Origin of the sequence: Paenibacillus enshidis (genome assembly GCF_042136365.1) — a bacterium.
In the GTDB taxonomy this organism is placed as follows: Bacteria; Bacillota; Bacilli; order Paenibacillales; family Paenibacillaceae; genus Paenibacillus; species Paenibacillus enshidis.
The window spans coordinates 1-21,347 of the sequence record NZ_JBHHMI010000040.1; the positions used below are offsets into that span (position 1 = coordinate 1).

A 21,347-nucleotide genomic window follows, 5' to 3' on the forward strand; every position below is an offset into this window, starting at 1 on the left:
TTTTCTGTGTGTGTATCCGACAATACTTCTATTCGGTTTACAGTTTTATATAACATTCGTCAAAAACTTACACGACAAGTTTTTTGCAACAGTCAAGTACTTAAGAGTATTGATGACGAACATGCTGGAGCTTACCGGAATGAAAATGTTATTATTAGCGGAGCCACACATATCCCGTCTGATTTTGTTCAAGTAAAGGCTCTTACGGAAGAGCTCATACAACATTATGACCTTCATTGGCAAACGAATGTACATGCTGTGGAGAGGGGCTCTTTACTTCACATTGAGTTTGTGAAAATTCACCCATTTATCGATGGTAACGGTAGAACAGCTCGTTTACTATTGAACTTCGAGTTGATGAAGAACGGCTACCCTCCAATCGTTATTGAAAAGGAAGATCGAGCTGAATATTACAGAGCACTTGATTTGGCTCATACTACAGGTGATCATAGCCAATTTATAGGTTTGGTTACTAGGACTCTAAACAGAACTTTTGATCTTTACCTGCGACTTATTTAAATGGGGCGTCAGCCTACGTGACATCACAACCGTGACTACACCCGTAGAAGCTTATGTGGCGTTATCTTCGGACAGGGATTCGACTCCCCTCGCCTCCATTTAAGTACATAAAAGCCACCAACCAGTGCTTTGGTTGGTGGCTTTCAAATTTGTTTTATAGTGACCATAACCATAAGACTGGAGGAAGCCATGATGGCTATAAATCGATAACAAATCAGCTAGAGAGTTATAATGCTACATAGAATCTAGACAGTAAAAACAACTACAGTATGATTACTGGACAGTGAAAAGTTCTCGTCGAATGATATAAATTAAAAGATCCATGGATTGGTTGGTGTGAACGTATATGGCGAAAATTTTCCAGATAACTTTGACGGATTGGAATGGGTCAGTGCGTGGGAAACCTTACCGTAAAATTGCCGTACAGGAGAGTGCCAGCTTGTACGATCTTGCGGCGGTTGCGCTGTCTGAGTTTGATTTTGATATGGATCATTCGTTCGGATTCTATGACCACTTGAAAAACTGGGCCCGGTCTGAGGAAGGATACGAGTTGTTTGCCGATGTCGGCGAAAGGATGAATTTCCCGGGTGTGAAGAACGCTAAAGTCAGCAAGGTGTTCCATAATCCCAAACAAAAGATGCTGCTGTTATTCGACTATGGTGATGAGTGGAGGTTCATTGTTCAATATTTGGAAGACGGGGACCTGAGAGGCACGAAGCTGCCTGCTCTCCTGGAAGCGAAAGGAGAGGCGCCCGATCAGTAAGTTCGTACTTGAATATGGAAGCCCCCACGTATCCCCAACAATCGTTACTCTCCTCATCTTGTCATCTCTAATTAAAGATATAAAATATTTCATTCATTACTGCTATTATCGCTTCGGTTGAAGCGGATAGCTCACGGTTGTTGGCACCTTGATGAGGATCAACCGCAGCATGCCTTCGTTCGGGTTCGTAATTTCCACCGTTGTATCTGAATCCGCATAACCTACAATGAAATCTTTATGATGAAATGGAATGGGCTGCTTCGCTGCGCCAGCTTCTCCCCAGGCTCCGTCCCCGCGAATAGCGAGAGCCGTTAAAGTGTAGCCGGCAGGTACTGTATGCTCATACCCGGCGCCGCCGCTGACTTCAACGTCCCACATTTCTGCATCGGCTACAAGCTCGATAGGGGCGCCGCTGCCGATCACCGTTTTCACTTTATAATCTGTTGTATGGCTTTCCTGAGGGAAATCTTTATGCTCATACTGGCGATAGGTTGGCTTTCTCAGCATGGCTTCTGCCAAATAAGGCTCAAACCAGATTTGAAAAAACTCTGTATCCGGACTGAGCTTTTCCTGATGGCTGACTCCCGAGCCAGTCTGCATGATCTGTACCCCGCCTGCGCCCACTGCGCTGTCCGTTCCCATGGTATCCTTGTGAGAGGACTGGCCTTCCACTACATAGGTCAGAATCTCAAAGCCTTCATGTGGGTGCAGACCGATGACGGCGTCCATGCTTGAGGTTCCCCATGCCCAATAGAACAGGGGCCCCACACGTTTGATGACCGATCCTTCGCCCGAGAAACCGATCGGCTTTTGTTCATGGATTTTCCCGCCATCAAATTCGCCCTTTCCCTGCATAGCAGGGGTATATACTCTTGGTTGCATCAATAATCAGCCTCCTTTGTAAAATTGTGACGCTTATATATGAGCCGAACTGAACTGAACCGAGTCTAGTCCAGATCCTGAGTCTAACCCCACTCCTACTCTTAATCCTTCTCTGGCTGCACGCTTTTTCCCAACTTTTTGAGCAGTGTAATCGCCGCCTCCTGCTCATCATAGGGTACGCCACTCATTAAATGGTACACAATCTCCGCATGCTCCGGAAAGATCCGGTTGAACAACTCGTCCCCGGCGTCGGTAATTTCGGCATAAATCACTCTGCGGTCTTCCCGGCAGGGAACGCGTCTTAACAGCAGCTTCTTCTCCAGCTTGTCGATATTATAGGTGATGCTGCCGCTTGTTACTAATATTTTTTCCCCAATTTGCTGCAGGGGGATACGCCGCTTTGTATACAGCACCTCCAGAGTCATGAATTCGGAAGAGGATAGACCGTATTGTTTTATATCCTTTATGATCTGTTCTGAAATAGCTTTGTAGGCTTTGGAGAGAACAACGAATAGCTTGAGTGAAGTTGCCTGAGCGTCATCCAGTTGAATAGGCACTGCAATCACCAGCCTTAATGAAATCTCTTTATTGATAATCTTTAATTAGAGATAAATATAATGCAGGAATGAAGTGCTGTCAACACCCTTAAGCGAAAAATGCTTTAAGTGGCTTTTCATAGAAATGAATAAAGGCCGTATTGCAACTTATAGAGATTCTGTGGAGTTTTTGTAGAGATTAGATTGTTAAAATGTGAAATAAAGAAAATGTAGAAAATTGGCGAAAGTGTTGTTGTACCTTGCGGTGATTTTGCGCTGATTCATTTGTTACGGTTAGTCACGCCCGCGAGGAATAGAAATCAGCACTTTTACATCGCTCTTGCCATATTCGGTAACAGAGTGATATGGACAGGCTGTTCGCAGCAGGTCCGAGTGAATTGTTGGAAAGGAGCAGAGACTGTGGTTGTGAAATTGAGAGATCATAAGAAGAAATTATCTTTGCCGCTGTCAATCTTGATTGCCGCGCAGACCTTTGGCTTTGCGCCCGCATCTTACGCTGCGACTTCGGAGGTTAATCTGCTTGCAAATGGCAGTTTTGAAGCCCCGGTTTTCGCCAGGGTCGGATGGAATATAGTTAACGAGTCTGATACATCCGTAGCATGGAAAACATCTGCAACAGACAACCAAATGGAAATATGGTCACGTTCAAACGAGGGAGTATCTGCATATAGTGGGGATCAGCATGCAGAGTTGAACGCCTATCAAGAGTCAACCTTGTATCAGGATGTCGAGACAACACCTGGTCAAGTGCTGGTCTGGCATCTGGCCCACAGAGGGAATAGAGGAACAGATGTGATGAAGCTGCAGGTGGGGGCTCCTGGTGATTTCACACAGCCGTCGGGGGAAACGACTTTATCTGCACCAGAAATCAGCGGCGCTAATATTACCTATACGAAAACAAATAGCTCAGGAACCTCGACACTGACCAGCCCGTATTCGAACTCGTTTACGATGACGGACGGAAACACGGAGTGGGGTTACTATACAGGTTACTATGTTGTGCCCGAAGGTCAAACAACGACCCGCTTCGCTTTCACGGCCGTATCTTCTGCTGGAGGCGGTGCCAACGTTGGTAACTTCCTGGATGATGTTTTCTTTGGTACAGCCGGAGCTCCGCCTGTTGCAACGGATGTAAGCATCACCGGTACTACAGAGGCAGGACAAACATTAACGGGAAGTTATACCTACTCGGATGAAGATGGCGATGTAGAAAGCGTAACCGGATCGGTATACCAATGGTATAGCGGCAGCAAAAGCGACGGCAGCGATAAGACGCCGATTGACGGAGCAACAGACTTGACCTATGCGATTACTGATGCGGAAATCGGCAAGTATCTGTTCTTTGAAGTAACGCCAAAAGCGCAGACAGGTATGCCGTCAGGCGTTTCGGTTGTAAGCCCTGGGTTGGCCATTGTAGACAAACGGGCGCTCAAGGAAGAGATAGATCTGTTCGATAGCTTGACAGAGACAAACTATACTCCGGAAAGCTGGACAGAATACAAGGAAAAGCTGGATGCTGCAAAAGCAGTATTTGAGAATCCTGATGCCCTCCAGGCGGAAGTAGATCGTGTGCTTGAAGCATTGAAAGCAGCGAAAGAGCAACTGAAGCCCCGGGTTGAAATTGCAGGGCCAAGTGATGAGCTGGTATCCGTAGCTAACCCGGAATTCAAAGGCGTGGCCGATCCCGAGGCAAAAGTCACCGTAGAACTGAAGGATGAAAACGGCAATGTGATTGAGACGAGAGAAGTGGAAGTAGATAGCAACGGAAACTGGAACTTCCTCCCGTCGGCGGAATTGCCGGATGGAAAATATACGGTCGAAGTAACGGCGGTGAAGGATGGAAAAACGACTACAGCTTCCAAAACGATTGTTGTGGACACTTCCAAAACTTCACATCTCGTAGGTTTGGAGCTGACTGGCGCCGATGGTAATCCGGTCGGGCTTTCTCCGGCGTTTACTGAGAACACGCTGAATTACACTGCAACAACTGCAACGTACAGCGTATATCTCACACCGACACTGGATTCCATCGCAGGTCTTGATCCGAATGCCAAGATTGAGATTTCCTTTAATAATGGCGAATGGTTTGATGCGGCCAGCGGTGCAGCAACCGATGACTTGCCATTAAATGAAGGCAAAAACACGATTCAAGTTAAGGTGACTGTGAACGGTAGAGAAACCTTGTATACTCTTACCATTTTCAGAGGCACCACTGTGGTAGATGACAATGACGATGATGATGATGACGACAATAACAGCAATAGCGGAGGTGGCGGTGGCACGACTTCACCGACAACTCCAGCTACACCGGAGGCCCCAAAAGCTGATTTGGACGTTACCCTGAATGGCAACGAAAATCCATTCGCAACCGGCACAACTTCGACTTCAAATGGCCGTACCATAACGTCGGCTAAAGTGGACCAAGACAAGCTGATCGGTGCTGTATCCCAAGGTACAGGTCAGGACTTGGTAATTCACTCGCCGAATGAAGGCGATATGACTGTAGAAGGCTTGAGTGCCGATACACTTAAAAAGTTGTCCGATAAGGGAGCAAGTCTGGAAATCAGCAACCTTCTGGCGATTTATCCGATTCCAGTCGGTAAAATGAACTTGTCTGCGGTTGCTGATCAATTGGGCAATGCCGATCTGAGCGACATTGCAGTCCGCATCGACATTAAACGTGCTTCGGAAGATGTAATCGCATCTGCGAAGAGCAAAGCAGCAGCGGAAGGTTATGAACTGTTGGTTGACCCGGTCGATCTGGATCTGACCTTTAGCAATGGCGGACAAACGGTAAGAGCCGGTCAACTGAACGGCTATGCAGTGAAGTATATCGCTCTGCCGGAAGGTGTTGATCCGAACCGGATTACGACAGGTGTTGTGGTGAATCCAGACGGTAGCGTATATCACCTGCCAACCGTTATAACGAAGATCAATGATCGTTATTTTGCACAAATCAACGATCTGCGCAGCAGTGGCATCTATTCTGTCATCTGGAATCCGCAGGATTTCGCTGATGTGAGAACCCACTGGGGCAAAGAGGATGTCAATAACATTTCGGCAAGACTGGATCTGAAGGGCAACGGGAACAACACGTTCGCGCCGAACCGCAGTGTAACCCGTTCCGAGTTTTCGGAAATCGCGGTTCTGGGCCTCGGCCTGATGCGCCAGGAATCCCCGCAGATGAACTTCCCGGATGTTCCGGTATCGGCGTGGTATAGAAATGCAGTCGCAATTGCAGATGAATTTGATATCGTGCGCGGTTATAATGATGGCAACTTCTACGGTGACAAGCAGATTACGAGAGAAGAAAGCTTCGCTATCATTGCCCGTGCGTATCGCTTGATCCAATCCGGGAATGCGGCTGGTCAGGATACTTCCGTACTGTCGTATTACAAAGATGGGGCGAAGGTATCAAACTGGGCGAAAGCGGATGTGGCGCAATTGATCCAAGCGGGTATCATCAAGGGCAATGGTGTTGTGCTCAACCCGCAAGGCACGGTAACACGTGCAGAAGTAACGGCACTGATCGCAAGATTGCTCAAAACTACTAATTTAATCGATAAATAAGCAAGTTATTCCAAAACCCATTGACGGCCTCAAGCCATTAATGGGTTTTTTGTTGAAAGAGGATTTGTGAAAGTGGATTTGCCTAGGGGTGTCTTTTCGATATGTTGAGATTTTGTAGAGGTTTGGTCATTATAATTGTGAAAGTGTCAGCTTTTGTCGAGTGTTTAATTATTGTGCGAGAGCTGAGGCGCTTGAGTTGAAAGTAGTCGACCAATCATTCTATAAAAAGGGGGGAATCTGCTAACCGAAGGGAATTTGCAATAGGGCATTCCTGCATGCTTTCGTTAGCGGGAAAAAAGGTGAAACTAAAAAATCGAAGAATATTGTCGGTGCTAATGGCAATCGTTATGGTATTGACGATGATGCCATTTCATCCGTCTCAAGTAAGAGCAGCGGCTACACCAGCACTTGATCCTGGTGTCCCCGTTCGATTATCCGAATTGACCTATCAGCTTTCAAATGCAAAATTTGAAAGAACAGGTGCGGTTCATGCAACGGGTGGATACTTCACCGTGGCTGTAAATAACGGTTCGGTTGATGCCGGAACGCTTGCCAGCGGTATTACCGAGTTAACGAACGGCATCAAAATCAGCGGTATTACCACTGACAAATCTACAGCTACCAATCGTATATTCAATTTTACAAGCTCTAATACCTATGAAGACATCCAGGCAGCAATTCAAGGTATGACATTTAAGCAAGTTTCAGGGCAAACCCAAAAGGTCACAGTAAACGTAGTGCCAGGGGCACCGTTGAGTGATGGGAAAACATCTGCGCGTGCTTACGATGGGCGTTATTTTGTATACGTGGCAAGACAGAATAGCATGACGTTTAACGATGCTGTGACTACTGCAACGAACAATAAGGGACATCTTGTGGAGCCAGCAGCAAATAATCCTGCGGAAATGTTGGCCATTGCCAGCATGTTTAAAGAATTTAAGACTCTCTATTCGGGTGACTGGAACTTTATTAGCTATATAGGTGCCACTAAAACTACAGGACCAGCTTGGAGCACTTCTAGTGATAGCCTGACACATTATGTATCTAATGCTAGCCAGCATACAGGTCTTGAAGCTACAAGTAATTTTGTAGCAAATGGAGCCTACGACCATCTTACACTTCTGCTGGACACCAATAATAATAAAATAGGTTACTTGGCCGTAAATAATACACATGGCGGCACTAGCGCCTACAAAGATCCGGGAGTTATCGTTGAGTATAATCCCGATTTCACAAGTGATTTCATCACAGCAACAACTGAAGTGGACGTACTGGAAGGGTCCCTCTTAAAGGAATTGCAATTAAAGAGCGAGGACGGTTCCGGGGTCGACTTGGCTCCCGCGTTTGATCCAAGCCAAACTCATTACACAGCTAATGTACCGAACGATGTGTACAGCATCAGCATTAATCCGGCTGCACAGTATCCGGAAGATACAGAGGTGCGTGTCAACCTGAATGGTGTGGAAGTTTCCGCAGGCGACTGGGACAAGCTCCCGCTTGAGGAAGGCAAGAATACCGTGACGGTTGGTGTCTATGACAAGAACGGCAACCTTTTGAACGAATACACGATTGAAATCGTTCGAGAAAAAGCGAGCACTGGCGGCAAGCTGACTTCGCTTGTTCCATCCGTGGGAAGCTTGGAACCGGCATTTAATCCGGACCGGACAACCTATACGATGAGTGTAGGGAAAAGCGTGTATGAGATGCAGTTCACCCCAACGTCGCTTGATCCAAACGCCAAGATTGCAATTCGTGTAGTTGACGACGTATACGGAGACGACGACTGGCAAGAAGTGGCCAGCGGCAGCCTCAGCGATCCTCTTGCACTGAATCGTGGTTCAAATACCATTGTTGTCCGGGTGACGGATGAAGACGGTCAGTATAGTGAGTATACGGTGACGGTCTATAGAAGCTCCGGAAGCAGCAGCGATGACGACGATGATGACGACAAAGGCAGCAACGGAGGCGGCGGTGGTGGCGGAAGCACAACTACGCCAACAACTCCAGAAGCTCCAAAAGGGAATCTTGGTGTTACCTTGAACGGCAATGACAATCCGTTTGCAACCGGAACGGTATCGACTTCCAATGGTCGTACTGTAACGTCGGTTAAAGTGGATCAAGGCAAGCTGAATGATGCTATCTCCCAAGGTACAGGCCAGAAGCTGGCGATTCACTCGCCAAATGAAGGCGACATGACGGTAGATGGATTGACAGCAGACACCCTTAAGCAACTGGCCGATAAAGGAGCAAGCCTGGAAATCAGCAACCTGCTGGCCATCTATCCGGTTCCAGTCGGTAAAATCAACCTGTCCTCTGTGGCCAGTCAATTGGACAATGCAGCACTGAGCGACATTGGTGTCCGCATCGACATTAAACGCGCTTCGGAAGACGTGATTGCGTCTGCGAAGAGCAAGGCAGCAGCGGCAGGCTATGAGTTGCTGGTTGATCCAGTCGATCTGGATCTAACGTTTACTCATGATGGACAAACGGTAAGAAGCGGACAACTGAACGAATACGCTGTGAAGTATATCGCTCTGCCGGCAGGCGTTGATCCAAACCGGATTACGACAGGTGTTGTGGTGAACCCGGACGGCAGCGTATATCATCTGCCAACTGTTGTGACCAAGATCGGCGACCGTTATTTTGCACAAATCAACGATCTGCGCAGCAGTGGAACTTATTCTGTCATCTGGAATCCGCAGGATTTCGATGATGTAAGAAGCCATTGGGGTAAAGAGGATGTTAATAACATCGCGGCAAGGCTGGATCTGAAGGGGAACGGAAATAATACGTTCGCTCCGAACCGGAGTGTAACACGCTCCGAGTTCGCGGAGATCACGGTTCTCGGCCTGGGACTGATGCGTCAGGAAGCATCTCAGGTGAGCTTCCCGGATGTTTCGTCATCCGCGTGGTATAAAAATGCTGTCTCGATTGCAGATGAGTATGACATCGTTCGCGGTTATAAAGATGGCAACTTCTACGGTGACAAGCAAATTACGAGAGAGCAAGCTTTCGCAATAATCGCCCGTGCGTACCGCTTGATCCAATCCGAGGATGCGTCCGGTGAAGATACTTCCGTCCTGGCACAATATGCAGATGGGGCGAAGGTATCGAACTGGGCAAAAGCGGATGTAGCGCAACTGATCCAGGCAGGTATTATCCAGGGCAACGGTGCTAAGCTCAGTCCGCAAGCGACAATGACGCGTGCGGAAGTAACGGCGCTGATCGCGAGAATGCTGAAGACTGCGAACTTAATTGATCAGTAAAAGCAAGTTCATTCTTTTATTCCAACAACCATTGACAGCTTACGGGCCGTCAGTGGTTGGTTTTTTTGTTTCCATTTAAATAGATATGGAATGTTCCTATATTATGTGCTTCAATAGGAAATAGGGCCTAAAAGAAACACTACCGCAGAAATTTGACAGAGGTGACTGAATGTACAAGAGACCCTCAGGATATGTTCTTATCCTGCTATCGGTATTTCTTATTGGCGGCAGCATTGTCGTATTTATGCATTGGAAGGAAAACATGCGGAAATCCCAGACACCCTCCACGGAACAATTTATCGAGCAGTACATGACCAATGCTAACGGAACTTTGGCAAGCTATCTTAAGGCAGGAACTTCTACGGTACCGGAGATCGTTGCGGGCAGAGAGGCGCTCTCGGAATCGGTGGGGCTATGGATGCAGTATGCTTTGCTGAAGCAGGACAAGTCCCTGTTTGATTCCGGTTATGAGCTGTTAAAGAGCAAATTTATCAAGCCTGAGGGTTATATTGCCTGGAAGCTGGAAGAAGACGGGCAGTCCAATGTGAGCACCAATGCGCTTGGCGATGATTTTCGGATTATCGATGTCTTGTGGAAAGCTGCAGACCAATGGGATGAGGAGAGCTACAGTGTAACGGCGGATGAACTGTCACGAACGCTCGTTTCATCGGTCATGAAGGATGGTATGTTTGTTGATTTCCGTGATTTTGCAAATGACCATGCGGCAGGTACACTAAGCCTTGCTTACGTGGACATGTCCGCGCTATCGAATATGACCCGCAGCGGGGTTCTCGAGCAGTCTGTTTACGAACGTCATAAGCGGTTGCTGACGGATATGCCGGATGATGGTGTCTTTTACCCGAAAATGTATGATATCGATAAGAAGACCTACATTTATGACGATTCAGTCAACCTGATCGATCAGCTGCTCGTCGCTTTGAACTGCGCGCAAATCGGCCGTTCATCCGACCAGTTGCTCACGTTCCTGAAAACCGAATTCGGGCAAAAGCATCAAATCCCGGGACGCTACAATAGAGACACAAGGCTGCCTGATGCGCCCTATGAATCTCCTGCCGTCTATGGCCTGTCTGTTCTGCTGGCGTTGAAATCAGGCGATACGGAATTTGCCCGTCAGTTATACGACCGCATGCTGCAGTTTCGCGGGCAGGACCCGGCCTATCCTGGAGGGTATGTGTTTGACAAGGATACCCATTTGTTTGACAATCTGCTTCCCCTGATTGCAGAGGAAACCATGAATTAAAATCCAGAATGTGCAGGTGACATGATGACAACGGAAAGAATGACACAACTCGGCAGAAGAATACCTCTCAAAGGCGTGGTATGGGGATACATATTGTTGATTGCAATTGCTCTGCTGCAGGAGCAGTTTGTCTTTTTGGATATCTACTTAACCCAGTCCTATACGATACAGGATTTGCTTTTTAATGCAGCGGTGCTTGTAGCTCTGGTTGCCGGCTTGCTGCTGCCGGTCGGGGTGTCGGTCGTCGGGATATTTGTATTTCTCGTATGCTACCTTGTATGGCTCGCCACCTTTGCTCCGCCAGAGGTATTGGCCATTTCCTCGTTTCTGCTGATTCCGGCCAATGTGCTGGCAGCCACACTGATTAAAACGTATTTGATCCGGAGCAGCCGCTTCCTGGAGCGCATGGACGACATGGAGCGGAAAAACCCGCAAGTTGATCCGCATACGGCGCTGGGCAACAAAGATGCGTTTGCTGACGCGATCGTCAAGCAGTCCAATCTGGCCCGCAGACATCCGAGCAGGTACGGCTTTTGCGTGGCCATGTTTAAAATTGAATTTTTGCCGCTTGTGCAGGAGTCTCTTGGTTCACAAGGGTATGCGGCATTTCTGCTGAACTTGTCCGACACGATTCAGAAGCAGCTCCGCTATGAGGATTACAAGTTCTTCATTGACAACGGCCGTTTCGTCATTATTTGTCCGATGACCCCTGCGGAATTTTTGGAATCCCTGACGGATCGCATTAAAAAGGCGATGATGGACGTTCCTTTTACGGACCTGAAAGGCAGACCGCTCAAGCTGGTGATTCGTTCGGGCGCTCTCGTATTTCATCCCGATCAATTTAGCAAATATGAGAATACCGATGGCGTGGTCGCGGCTTTGGAAAGAAATACGGAGACAGATCTTATTGGAGAGTATATTTAAGGGGAAGAGGTTTGACAGATGAGTAGCTACTTGGATTGGTTCATCCCTTTATGTATTATTATCAGTGTTTTTTTTACGGTTACCATTATTATTCTGACGGCAGCCACACTGGTCTTTCGGGCACAAGTGAATCGCAAATATGATCGGGGGAGACCAAGTGACTGATTTTATACTTCTTGTAACCATCATAAGCATTTGGGTAGCTGTGTCGGAAGCTATAGTCATTATGGCCGGGGCCATCCGGTTTATGAACAGGCAAAACCGGACGAATTTCGTGATCCCGGAAAATATGGACGATTTTCCTACCGTTACGGTGTTCGTACCGGCCCATAATGAGGAAATGGTCGTGGCCATCACAGCAGAACATATCCTTAGGCTGAACTATCCCGAGGATAAAGTGCAGATTATCGTGATCGCGGATAACTGTTCTGACCAGACGGCGGAGAAGCTGAGGGATTTGAAAAACAGATCCAGCTACAAGCACCGCGACTTTATGATTATGGAGCGGACAGGTACGGGCGGCAAATCCGGGGCATTGAATGATGCGCTCAAGCTGGCCAAGGGGGAATGGATCTGCGTGTACGATGCCGACGCGGCGCCGGAGCGCAACGCCCTGCTGTTTCTGGTACAGAAAGCAATGGAGGAGCCTGAATTATATGGAGCGGTGTTCGGCCGCAACAAGGCCCGCAACCGGGGGCAGAACTTTCTGTCCAAAGCCATTAATCAGGAGCTTGTGACCGTGCAGCGGGTGCATCATACCGGACTGTGGGAGCTGTTCAAGATCGGCACGATTCCGGGCACAAATTTTATCGTGAAGGCAGACCTGATGCGCGACATCGGCGGCTGGGACGAGGAGGCCATTACGGAGGATACGGCGGTATCCTTTGAAATTATGAAAAAGGGCCAGCTCATTGCGCTTGCCCCGCAAGCCGAGGCGTATCAGCAGGAGCCTGAGAAGCTGAGCGTTTATACGAAGCAGCGCGGGCGGTGGTCCAAGGGGAATTTTCATGTAATCATGAATAACTTCCATCATTTGTTTGACAGGACAAGCTGGCGTATTAAGCTTCATATCCTGTATTATGCCGCCAGTTACTTCTGGTTCATGCTGGCGATTGTGATCTCGGACATCATTTTCGTAATCAATGTCATCTATCAGATTATTCACTTGTTCTTCCCGCATATCAGCAGTCCGCTTCAATTTACAAGCGATGTCTATATCTATTTGGTTGTGGCTTGGGCCTTGATGTATTTTATCTACGTATTGCAGATCAATCTGGCGCTAGCGTCGGATATCGGACAGAGCACCACGGAGAATTTCGTGATCTCATGTCTCTCTTATTTCACGTATGCTCAGCTGTTCCTGATCATCTCGGTGAAGGCCTTCGGGTCCATTATCGTAGATAAAGTAGCGGGACGGCAAAGCAACAAATGGTATAAAACGCAGCGGTTCGGTTGAGGCTGCCCCGATATTTCGACACCATTTTACAATAGACGGCACAGATTTTACTTTTCTAAAACATAGCTCTAACAGCGGCTTGATAAAGTGTATTCATTCGAGCCGATTGGGAGGGCTACTTTTTTATATGAAATCAGGATTATGGGTTAAAAAAATGATGGCTGGCGTTCTGGCCGGCAGTATGCTTGCAGCGGGAATCGCGGTTCCGACAGGTTATGCTGCTTCCGGGACGGAGAATCAGGCGCCAGGCGGCGGCAGATGGATGGCGGGGGAATATCATACTCACACCTACCAGTCCGATGACGCTCAGACGTCTCTGGAAGGTGTGCTGGATCATGCCTTCGAGGCGAACAACCTGGATTGGCTGGGTGTCTCCGACCATTTGCGCATGGAAGGCCGGGATGACACCGGGGCCGCCTTGTCCGGTGGGTCTATTCCATTGTCGAAGGGCATTGAGCTGTATCAACTGCCCAAGATCGAGCAGCTTCAGGCAGCAGGCAAATACGCGGGTAAAGTCATCTTTACCGGCTTCGAGTGGGACATGCCAACTTACGACCATGTGGGCGTCGGCATTCTGCCGGATGATTTAAAGGCGGCAAACATCGCTGAAGCGATTAGCCATTTCGAGTACCTGTTTACGAATCGGAGCGAGAGCTTCTATGACCCGCAGGACGTGAGCAGATGGAACGCGAAAGACAGCAGGGCGTACAGCACCAAGGCAGATGCCCGCAAGGCCGTTCAATGGCTCAAGGATAACTATCCGGAGAGCTATATGATCATTAACCACCCTTCCAGAAAAAGGGGTAGCTCCGCAGAATTTAAAATCGAGGATATTCGTGATTTTAATAATATCGCACCGGACGTTGCTTTTGGCTTCGAGGGTATGCTGGGTAATCAGATGGCACCGGATCGCGGCGAGGTGGCCCAGGCATACGGCGGGACTGATATTATGGTTGCGCAGCTTGGCGGAGTGTGGGATGCGCTTCTGGGGGAAGGACGCAGATTCTGGAACTTTGCCAACTCGGACTTTCATTTCAACATTGACAGCACCCGCAAGTATTCCAGCGGATACATGCCGGGGGATTATTCGAGAAACTACACCTGGGTGGACGGGTCCGATATGCACGCTGTCGTGGATGGTATGCGTTCGGGCAAATCCTTCTCCGTGTTTGGTGACTTGATTAACGCGCTCGACTTCCGTATTTCCGGTGCGGGTGAACAGGCAGAAATGGGCGGGGACCTGAAGGTAACGCAAGGGGATGATATGGAGCTGACGATTCGCTTCAAGAGTCCTGAGCGCAACAATAACGGCGATCCTGTTGCAGTAGATCATGTCGACCTGATTGCGGGTGACGTCACTGGATTGGCTGCATCTGGCACTGCCGAATATACGAAAAGCACCAATGATTCTACGAGAGTGCTGAAACGTTTTACGAGCGACGAATGGACGACAGATGAGGACGGCTACAACGTCATTACCTATAAGCTTGGAGCAGCGGAGAAAAATCAGTATTTCCGTCTGCGTGGCACCAATCTGGGTGTGGATGTGCCGGGTGAAACGACCAATGGCGAGCCGCTGATCGATGTGAAAAATACAACGGTGGACAACGAGACCCGTTTTACGGAAATTAACAAACGCAACTATTCGGATCTCTGGTTCTACTCCAATCCGATCTTTGTGGATGTAGCGCCTTACAGCGACGAGCAGGCAGTAGAAGATACAGCAGCGCAGTTAAGCCTTGGCGATACGAGCGGCATTGTCGATGATCTGAAATTGCCCGCAGCAGGCGAGCACGGGGTGAGCGTTCAATGGGAAAGCTCCAATCCGGAGCTGATCGGTCATGATGGCCGTCTGCTCGTCCGTTATCCGGCAGAGGATACGGATGTGACCCTTACGGCGACCATTACACGCGGAGGCGTAAGTGAGACCAAGACCTTTGTGGTCACTGTGAAAGGCTTCGGGGATACGTCGCCTGTTGAATTGAAGGCGAACATGACCACCGGGGAAGGGAAGGCTTATGAGAGCGGGTCATGGACAAACCAAAGCGTCGTGACCAGTGTGTACGCCGTCTATTCGGACCCTGTAACAGATGTTATGCTTGAGTTGTCCGAGGATAGCGGGAAGTATGGTCCTTACACGGCTGACGAGAGCATTGAAGTTTCGGATGAAGGTGGGCATACACTGACCTTCCGGGCCACCGACAATTTAAATCTGCAGAAGACCCGGGCGGTGCAGGTGAACATTGACCGTACAGCTCCAGTCATTACGCTGCGCGGCACGCAAACGGTGAATCTGACAGTGGGCTCCCCCTATACCGAAGCAGGTGCGGATGCCGCCGATAATGTGGGCCTGGCCGGTGATGTGCAGGTGAGCGGCACGGTGGATACGAAGACGGCCGGAACTTATACTTTGAGCTATAACGTGAGCGACCTGGCCGGCAACCCGGCTGCGGAGGTGATCCGTACGATTCATGTGCTGGCAGGCGGGGGCAATCCCGGGAACGGAAATCCTGGAAACAGTCATGACGATTCCGGCAACGATGACTCGGATGACGATCATTCGGATAAAGGCAATTCCAGCAGCGGCGGCTCAGGCGGTGGCCAGTCTGGAGGCAGCGGAGAAACAGGAAACGGCGGGAACGGACAGCCTTCGTCGAAGGTGATTGAGGTTCCTGCAGGACAAGCTGCCAGCGACGAAATCAGCGGGGTTATCCGTATTGAAGTGCCAGCAGGTGTGTGGAGTGCAGACAGCCAAATCAAAGCCGCCGTGCTTGCCGACGATACGACACCTTCAGCGGACGGTCTGTCCCGGATCAGCCCGGTGGTAGAACTCGCCAATGCTGCAGGCAATACGTTCGGTTCTGCTGTGAAGCTTACCTTCAACTATGAGACGGACGCTGTGTCCGGCAATAATGTGCCTGCTGTCTATTATTATAATGACCAGCAAGGAAGATGGATTTTCGTCGGTGGAACCAACAGCGACGATGGTACCGTAACGGCCAGTGTCAATCATTTTGCCAAGTTCGCCGTCTTCAGCTATCAGCCTAAAGTATTCAGCGATTTGACCCACCATTGGGCGCTGCCGTTTACCGAACGGTTAATCGGCATGAACGCAATTCAAGGGTATGCGGACCAAAGGTTCCATCCGGATGAGCAAACGACCAGAGCCCAGTTTGTTAAAATTCTGGTAGACGCACTCGGTACTGGGGCGTCGGATACCGCGACCGCTTTTGCCGATGAAGCGCAAATTCCGGCTTGGGCAAGGCAGCAGGCAGCTGCAGCTTTGGAAGCCGGATGGATTCAGGGCTCGCGCGAAAACGGCCAAATCGTTTTTAATGCTGATAAGCTCATATCTCGCGCCGAGTTGGCAGTTATGGTCGCTAATGCGCTGAATGCGACCAGCGGGGCCAGTGGGTCCGGGAGTAGCGCAAGCAACCAATTTACGGATGCCAGCAGCATTCCGTCCTGGGCGCGTGCTTCCATTGCTACGGCCATGAATGCGGGTATTCTGACAGGCTACCCGGACGGCACCTTCCAGCCCGACCGTGCTGTAACGCGTGCCGAAGCGGTTGCGGCGATTTACAGGCTGCTGGAAGCTTTGCATATGTAGAGCCTCACTAAATTTTCAAAAAGACGGATATATAGAGGCTTCCTTAGTCATCATTGATCATGAAGAATGTTATAACGATATGGCTAACCTATACAAGGCTTATTGAAGAGATTGAAAAGCAATATCAGAAAAATCATTAAAACTAAAGGAAGTACTACTTATACTTGCGTTGGCTTGTGATAAAATGTAACCAAGAAGTATACACTAAAAAAGAGTGAAGGATGCACCAACATCCTCACTCTTGGCAACAGCCGCTTATAAGGGCGGTGGCTGTTCAAAGGTTGATCTGTGGAAATAGACCGCTATCCTTTGCTGAGGGCGGTCTATTTCTTTTGGTTCAGAGCAATCACTATCGTAACGATCACACCGATAAGCGTTATAATTAACGCTCCAAATGCAATCATCAATGACAGTGCTTGAAAAATCTCCATAGCATCAAGGGATTATCCTCTGAGGATCTTTGGGATCTAGTTGGGTCCATTCTGATGCATCTCTATCGGTAAAAATATAATCCGTATCGGGGTCATCTGCAAATCGGACAAAAACAGGATATTTAGGCATCGAACTAAGCTTTGCATGGATACTGAGTATATCGGAGTCAGAGTAACCCCCTTCGTTTAAAAGGTAAGATTTCAAGCTCTCTTCCAGTGAATTCAGTTTCATTTGTAAAGCGAAGTAAGACACGCCAACAATCAAAACCAATACGATCAATATACCTGCCCATATTCTTTTTTTTGTCACTTCTAAAATAAACACTCCTTTACCGTTTCAGATGTTTAGAAAAAAATTGATTTAGGGAGGCGCATTTTTTAACATTCTAACACACAATTTTTCAAATAAAAGACAAACAAAGAACCGCAGATAGAATCCAAGCGAGAGAGTATTGACAAATTCCGTGTTAACCTATAGGATTTACTTACCCGACTGATGAGTCAGTCAAGTGAGGGGGATGCAGATGCCGAAGGATAAAGAATCGGCTGCCGGTGATGACCGCAGAGCCCAACTGATGTCGATTGCCCTGAAGCGTTTTGCTACATATGGCTATTATCAGACCAAGGTGTCCGATATTGTCAGGGAGGCGGGAGTCGCGCAGGGAACCTTTTATTGGCATTTCAAAAGCAAACAGGAATTGGCGCAGGCGATCATTACCGAAGGCCGCGATCAGCTGCTTGACGCCATCGGCCAGGGCTACCGCAAAGACAGCGGAACGCTCGAAGATATGGTCAGAGCCTCGGAGAATCTGTTTGCCCGCATGTTTGATTTTGCTGCGAATCATCGTTATTTCATGAAGCTGCTGCTTACGGGCAGCGGGGTGGACGAAACGGTGCAAAGACAACTTGCGGAGACCAAGGATGCCATGGAGCTAGCTTTCCGCAGAAATATCCGGCGGGCCATTGAGCTTGGCATGATCCCGGACAAGCTGGATGTTGAGCTGCGGGCAGCCTTACTGATGAGCATGATCGAAGGCTTAATGCTGCGCTGGTTGTTCGGCTCGGAAGGAACGCATGACCGGATTAGCGGTCAGAGCAGCGCCGTGCTTGCGGCGGAAGCGGCAAATTTTGAATTTTACGGCCTGATGGGTAAACCTTAGCGCCAAGAGGGATAATGTTACAGTTTTTAGACACACTGCATATTACACCACAAGTATAGACAAGGGGAGAATAATGAAGATGAAAACAACGAGAAAAAATTGGACAGTTCCAATCATGGCACTGGCATTATTCAGTCTGCTGCTGAGCGCTTGCGGCGGAGGTTCGGCTGCCAATACGGCAGGTACAACAGGCGACAATAAAACGGGACAGACAACCGGGACATCGGATGATCTCGCAAAAATTAAAGATGCTGGTGTGATGAAAGTCGGCATTATGGGCACCTATCCTCCATACAACGCCCTTGGCAAGGGTGGGGAGTATGAAGGCTTTGACGTCGATATCGCCAAAGGCGTTGCTGAAAAGCTTGGGGTAAAGGCGGAGTTCACGGCTCAGGACTTCTCCAGCCTGATTCCAAGCCTGCAGGCAAACAAGCTGGATGCTGTCATCAGCCAGGTAACGATCACCGATGAGCGCAAGCAGGTCATTGATTTCAGCGATCCGTATATTACCAATAACGTGAAAATCATTGTTGGCGACAACAACACAGATATTACCAAGCTTCAGGATTTCAAGGGCAAGACCATCGGGGTGGGACTTGGGACCAACGATGAATCCTACCTGCGCAATGAGGTGCTGCCTGAGGTTGGTAATTTTGAAATCAAAACCTACAACGATGTCATTACATCGCTCAAGGATTTGGATGCAGGTCGGATTGATGCGACCATCAACAACCTGTATGCGTTGAAGCCGATTGTGGACGAGAACGGCTTTAAGATTAAAGCCGTGGGCGAGCCCATCAAATCCGATCAGGCGGGGGTAGCGATTCGTCAGAACAACCCGCAATTGAAGGAGGCTATCAACAAAGCGCTCGCTGATATGAAAACCGACGGCTCCTATGAAGAAATCTATAAAAAATGGTTTGGTGAAGCGCCGCCTGCCGAGTAAAAAGGAAGCAGTACAGGGACGAGTTTGCCGGGCTTGATCTCGGCATCGTCCCGTTTTCCTTTTCGGGTAAAGGAGATCTGAAAGATGGACATGTTCAATTTAGTGCTTGAAAATCTGCCCTTCCTGCTCAAAGGGGCGCTGTATACACTCGTTATCACCATAGTATCGATGCTGCTCGGTCTCATCATCGGGATCGTCACTGCAATTGCACGCCTGAAAGGGCCGCGTCCCATCCAGTGGATTGCCCGAGTCTATGTATCCATCATTCGCGGGACGCCGCTGCTGGTGCAGATTGTCATCATTTATTACGGACTTGTGGATTACGGGGTCACGCTCGGCTCGCTGACAGCTGCTTTTATCGCGCTTAGTGTGAATGCAGGGGCCTATTTGTCGGAGACGTTCAGGGGAGCCATTCTGGCGGTTCCAAAAGGGCAGACGGAGGCTGCATTTGCCACAGGCATGACGCCTTGGCAAACGATGCGCCGCATCATTTTGCCGCAGGCGGCACGGATTGCCATCCCGCCCATGGGCAATACGTTTATCGGCATGCTGAAGGAGACCTCGCTCGTGTCGGTCATCGGGGTGAGCGAGCTGCTGCGTCAGGCTCAGCTTCTGCAGGCGCAGTTTTACCGGTATATGCCGTTTTACCTGGCGATCGCCGTCATTTATTGGGTGTTGAGCACGGGGCTGGCGACTATCCTGGATCGGATCGAGCGCAAGCTTAATGAGGCCTACTAATAGTGGAGTTGAAGACGATGATTACAGTCAGCGGATTGTCCAAAGAATTTAATCATACCGAAGTATTGAAAAATATAAATCTGCAGGTGAACGAAAGTGAGATTGTCGTGCTCCTGGGACCCAGCGGCTCGGGCAAGAGCACGCTGCTGCGCTGCCTGAACGGACTGGAGGAGCTGTCCGGCGGCAGGTTCGAAGTGAATGGAATCGGCGTTGATGCCGCGGCGCCACGGCGAACCCGCACAGCCGCTTACCGCGAAATCCGCAAGCATACCGGCATGGTCTTTCAGCAGTTTAACCTCTACCCGCACAAGACAGCGCTTGGCAACGTGATTGAAAGCCTGCTGACGGTCAAAAAGATACCGCGTGAAGAGGCGCTTCCCATCGGCCGCGAGCTGCTGAAGCGGGTCGGACTGGCGGATAAGGAAGACGCCTATCCTTCAAGGCTGTCCGGTGGACAGCAGCAGCGGGTCGCCATTGCGCGCGCGCTTGCGATGGACCCGGTGGTGATGCTGTTCGACGAACCGACCTCGGCGCTTGATCCAGAGCTTGTTGGAGAGGTGCTCGGCGTGATGCGGGGGCTGGCCAAGGATGGCATGACCATGCTTGTGGTCACCCATGAGATGAAGTTCGCCAGGGAAGTGGCGGACAAAATTGTGTTTATGGCGGATGGCGTCATTGTGGAGGAAGCGGCGCCTGCTGTCTTTTTCGAACAGCCTCAGCACGAACGGACCAAGAAATTTTTGCGTCAGATCGAACAAAAATAACAGCAAAGGGGATTAACAGCATGAAGGTTACAACAGTCTGGAACGGGAAACGCAAGTTTACTTCAACGGGGCCTTCGGGCTATTCCGTCAATCAGGATGCCACGGACAAATACGGCGGCGACGGGCAAGGCATGACGCCGATGGAGCTGCTGCTGGCCGGGCTTGGAGGCTGCATGGGGATCGATATTACGATGATTTTGAATCATTTTCTGGGGGATATTGAAAGCATTGAAATTGAAGCCGACGGTATCCGCACCGAAAGCATGCCTACGGCCTTTACGGAAATTGATCTCATCTTCCACGTGAAGGGTAATATTCCGGATTACCGGGTATGGAAGGCGATCCATATGGCGGAAGAGAAATACTGCGCGGTTTCGGCCTCACTCAAAGCGGAGATTCGTCCGCATCTGGTGTTGAACGGCGTGCAGGTTCCGGATCCCGCTTAAACGATATAAGCAGCAGAAAGGTGCAGTCTGCCGGCGTTACCGGTATAGGCTGCA

Annotated in this window: 18 protein-coding genes; 14 read left to right on the top strand and 4 right to left on the bottom strand. The window is 49.3% G+C overall.

Translation table 11 applies throughout. From position 1 onward, the window contains the following. Positions 1-519 (top strand): Fic family protein (locus tag ACE41H_RS23795; RefSeq protein WP_375358052.1); only part of this gene is annotated, 519 nt, incomplete at its 5' end. A 346-nt stretch (positions 520-865) separates the two neighbouring features. Further along, positions 866-1,282 carry an IS1096 element passenger TnpR family protein gene (locus tag ACE41H_RS23800; RefSeq protein ID WP_375358053.1) on the top strand — a complete coding sequence of 139 codons (417 nt, stop codon included), beginning with the start codon at positions 866-868 and terminating at the stop codon, positions 1,280-1,282. A gap of 105 nt (positions 1,283-1,387) precedes the next feature. On the opposite strand, the gene ACE41H_RS23805 is transcribed toward ACE41H_RS23800, so the two are convergent. Then, positions 1,388-2,164 (bottom strand): pirin family protein, encoded by a 777-nt coding sequence (locus ACE41H_RS23805; protein ID WP_375358072.1) that lies wholly within the window; start codon positions 2,162-2,164, stop codon positions 1,388-1,390. A gap of 101 nt (positions 2,165-2,265) precedes the next feature. Then, on the bottom strand, positions 2,266-2,721 hold the full coding sequence (locus ACE41H_RS23810) for a MarR family winged helix-turn-helix transcriptional regulator (protein ID WP_375358054.1): 456 nt from the start codon (positions 2,719-2,721) through the stop codon (positions 2,266-2,268). 399 nt (positions 2,722-3,120) lie between these two features. Between ACE41H_RS23810 and ACE41H_RS23815 the strand changes: the two genes are divergently transcribed. The 7 genes from ACE41H_RS23815 to ACE41H_RS23845 all read left to right on the top strand — a co-directional run bounded on the left by ACE41H_RS23815 (position 3,121) and on the right by ACE41H_RS23845 (position 16,808). Next, complete coding sequence (locus ACE41H_RS23815) at positions 3,121-6,291, top strand: S-layer homology domain-containing protein (protein ID WP_375358055.1); 3,171 nt, start codon at positions 3,121-3,123, stop codon at positions 6,289-6,291. A gap of 299 nt (positions 6,292-6,590) precedes the next feature. Beyond that, positions 6,591-9,557 carry an S-layer homology domain-containing protein gene (locus ACE41H_RS23820; protein WP_375358056.1) on the top strand — a complete coding sequence of 989 codons (2,967 nt, stop codon included), beginning with the start codon at positions 6,591-6,593 and terminating at the stop codon, positions 9,555-9,557. 169 nt (positions 9,558-9,726) lie between these two features. Next, a complete protein-coding gene (locus ACE41H_RS23825; protein WP_375358057.1) occupies positions 9,727-10,818 on the top strand; it encodes a glycosyl hydrolase in 1,092 nt (363 codons plus the stop codon). A gap of 24 nt (positions 10,819-10,842) precedes the next feature. Then, positions 10,843-11,742, top strand: coding sequence for a GGDEF domain-containing protein (locus ACE41H_RS23830; protein WP_375358073.1), 900 nt, complete (start codon positions 10,843-10,845; stop codon positions 11,740-11,742). Positions 11,743-11,760: 18 nt separating this feature from the next. After that, positions 11,761-11,907, top strand: a complete 147-nt coding sequence (locus ACE41H_RS23835; RefSeq protein ID WP_375358058.1) for a hypothetical protein — start codon at positions 11,761-11,763, stop codon at positions 11,905-11,907. After that, positions 11,900-13,198 (top strand): glycosyltransferase family 2 protein, encoded by a 1,299-nt coding sequence (locus ACE41H_RS23840; protein WP_375358059.1) that lies wholly within the window; start codon positions 11,900-11,902, stop codon positions 13,196-13,198. The genes ACE41H_RS23835 and ACE41H_RS23840 overlap by 8 nt, the downstream gene beginning before the upstream one ends. 127 nt (positions 13,199-13,325) lie before the next feature. Next, positions 13,326-16,808 (top strand): S-layer homology domain-containing protein, encoded by a 3,483-nt coding sequence (locus ACE41H_RS23845; RefSeq protein WP_375358060.1) that lies wholly within the window; start codon positions 13,326-13,328, stop codon positions 16,806-16,808. A gap of 323 nt (positions 16,809-17,131) precedes the next feature. Here the strand turns inward: ACE41H_RS23845 and ACE41H_RS23850 are convergent, their stop codons facing one another. Together ACE41H_RS23850 and ACE41H_RS23855 are read right to left on the bottom strand one after the other, a co-directional pair. After that, the gene (locus ACE41H_RS23850) at positions 17,132-17,239 is read right to left on the bottom strand and encodes a putative holin-like toxin (protein WP_375358061.1); all 108 of its coding nucleotides are present in this window, start codon (positions 17,237-17,239) and stop codon (positions 17,132-17,134) included. Between the two features lie 4 nt (positions 17,240-17,243). Further along, positions 17,244-17,564, bottom strand: coding sequence for a DUF3139 domain-containing protein (locus ACE41H_RS23855; protein ID WP_375358062.1), 321 nt, complete (start codon positions 17,562-17,564; stop codon positions 17,244-17,246). A 199-nt stretch (positions 17,565-17,763) separates the two neighbouring features. Between ACE41H_RS23855 and ACE41H_RS23860 the strand changes: the two genes are divergently transcribed. The 5 genes from ACE41H_RS23860 to ACE41H_RS23880 all read left to right on the top strand — a co-directional run bounded on the left by ACE41H_RS23860 (position 17,764) and on the right by ACE41H_RS23880 (position 21,293). Then, positions 17,764-18,399 (top strand): TetR/AcrR family transcriptional regulator, encoded by a 636-nt coding sequence (locus tag ACE41H_RS23860; RefSeq protein WP_375358063.1) that lies wholly within the window; start codon positions 17,764-17,766, stop codon positions 18,397-18,399. Positions 18,400-18,478: 79 nt separating this feature from the next. Continuing rightward, positions 18,479-19,345, top strand: a complete 867-nt coding sequence (locus tag ACE41H_RS23865; RefSeq protein ID WP_375358064.1) for a substrate-binding periplasmic protein — start codon at positions 18,479-18,481, stop codon at positions 19,343-19,345. A gap of 90 nt (positions 19,346-19,435) precedes the next feature. Next, on the top strand, positions 19,436-20,083 hold the full coding sequence (locus tag ACE41H_RS23870) for an amino acid ABC transporter permease (RefSeq protein WP_375358074.1): 648 nt from the start codon (positions 19,436-19,438) through the stop codon (positions 20,081-20,083). 17 nt (positions 20,084-20,100) lie between these two features. Further along, entirely contained in the window at positions 20,101-20,847 is a 747-nt protein-coding gene (locus ACE41H_RS23875; RefSeq protein ID WP_375358065.1) for an amino acid ABC transporter ATP-binding protein, read from the top strand. A gap of 20 nt (positions 20,848-20,867) precedes the next feature. Then, the gene (locus tag ACE41H_RS23880; protein ID WP_375358066.1) at positions 20,868-21,293 is read left to right on the top strand and encodes an OsmC family protein; all 426 of its coding nucleotides are present in this window, start codon (positions 20,868-20,870) and stop codon (positions 21,291-21,293) included. Positions 21,294-21,347: the final 54 nt, after the last annotated feature.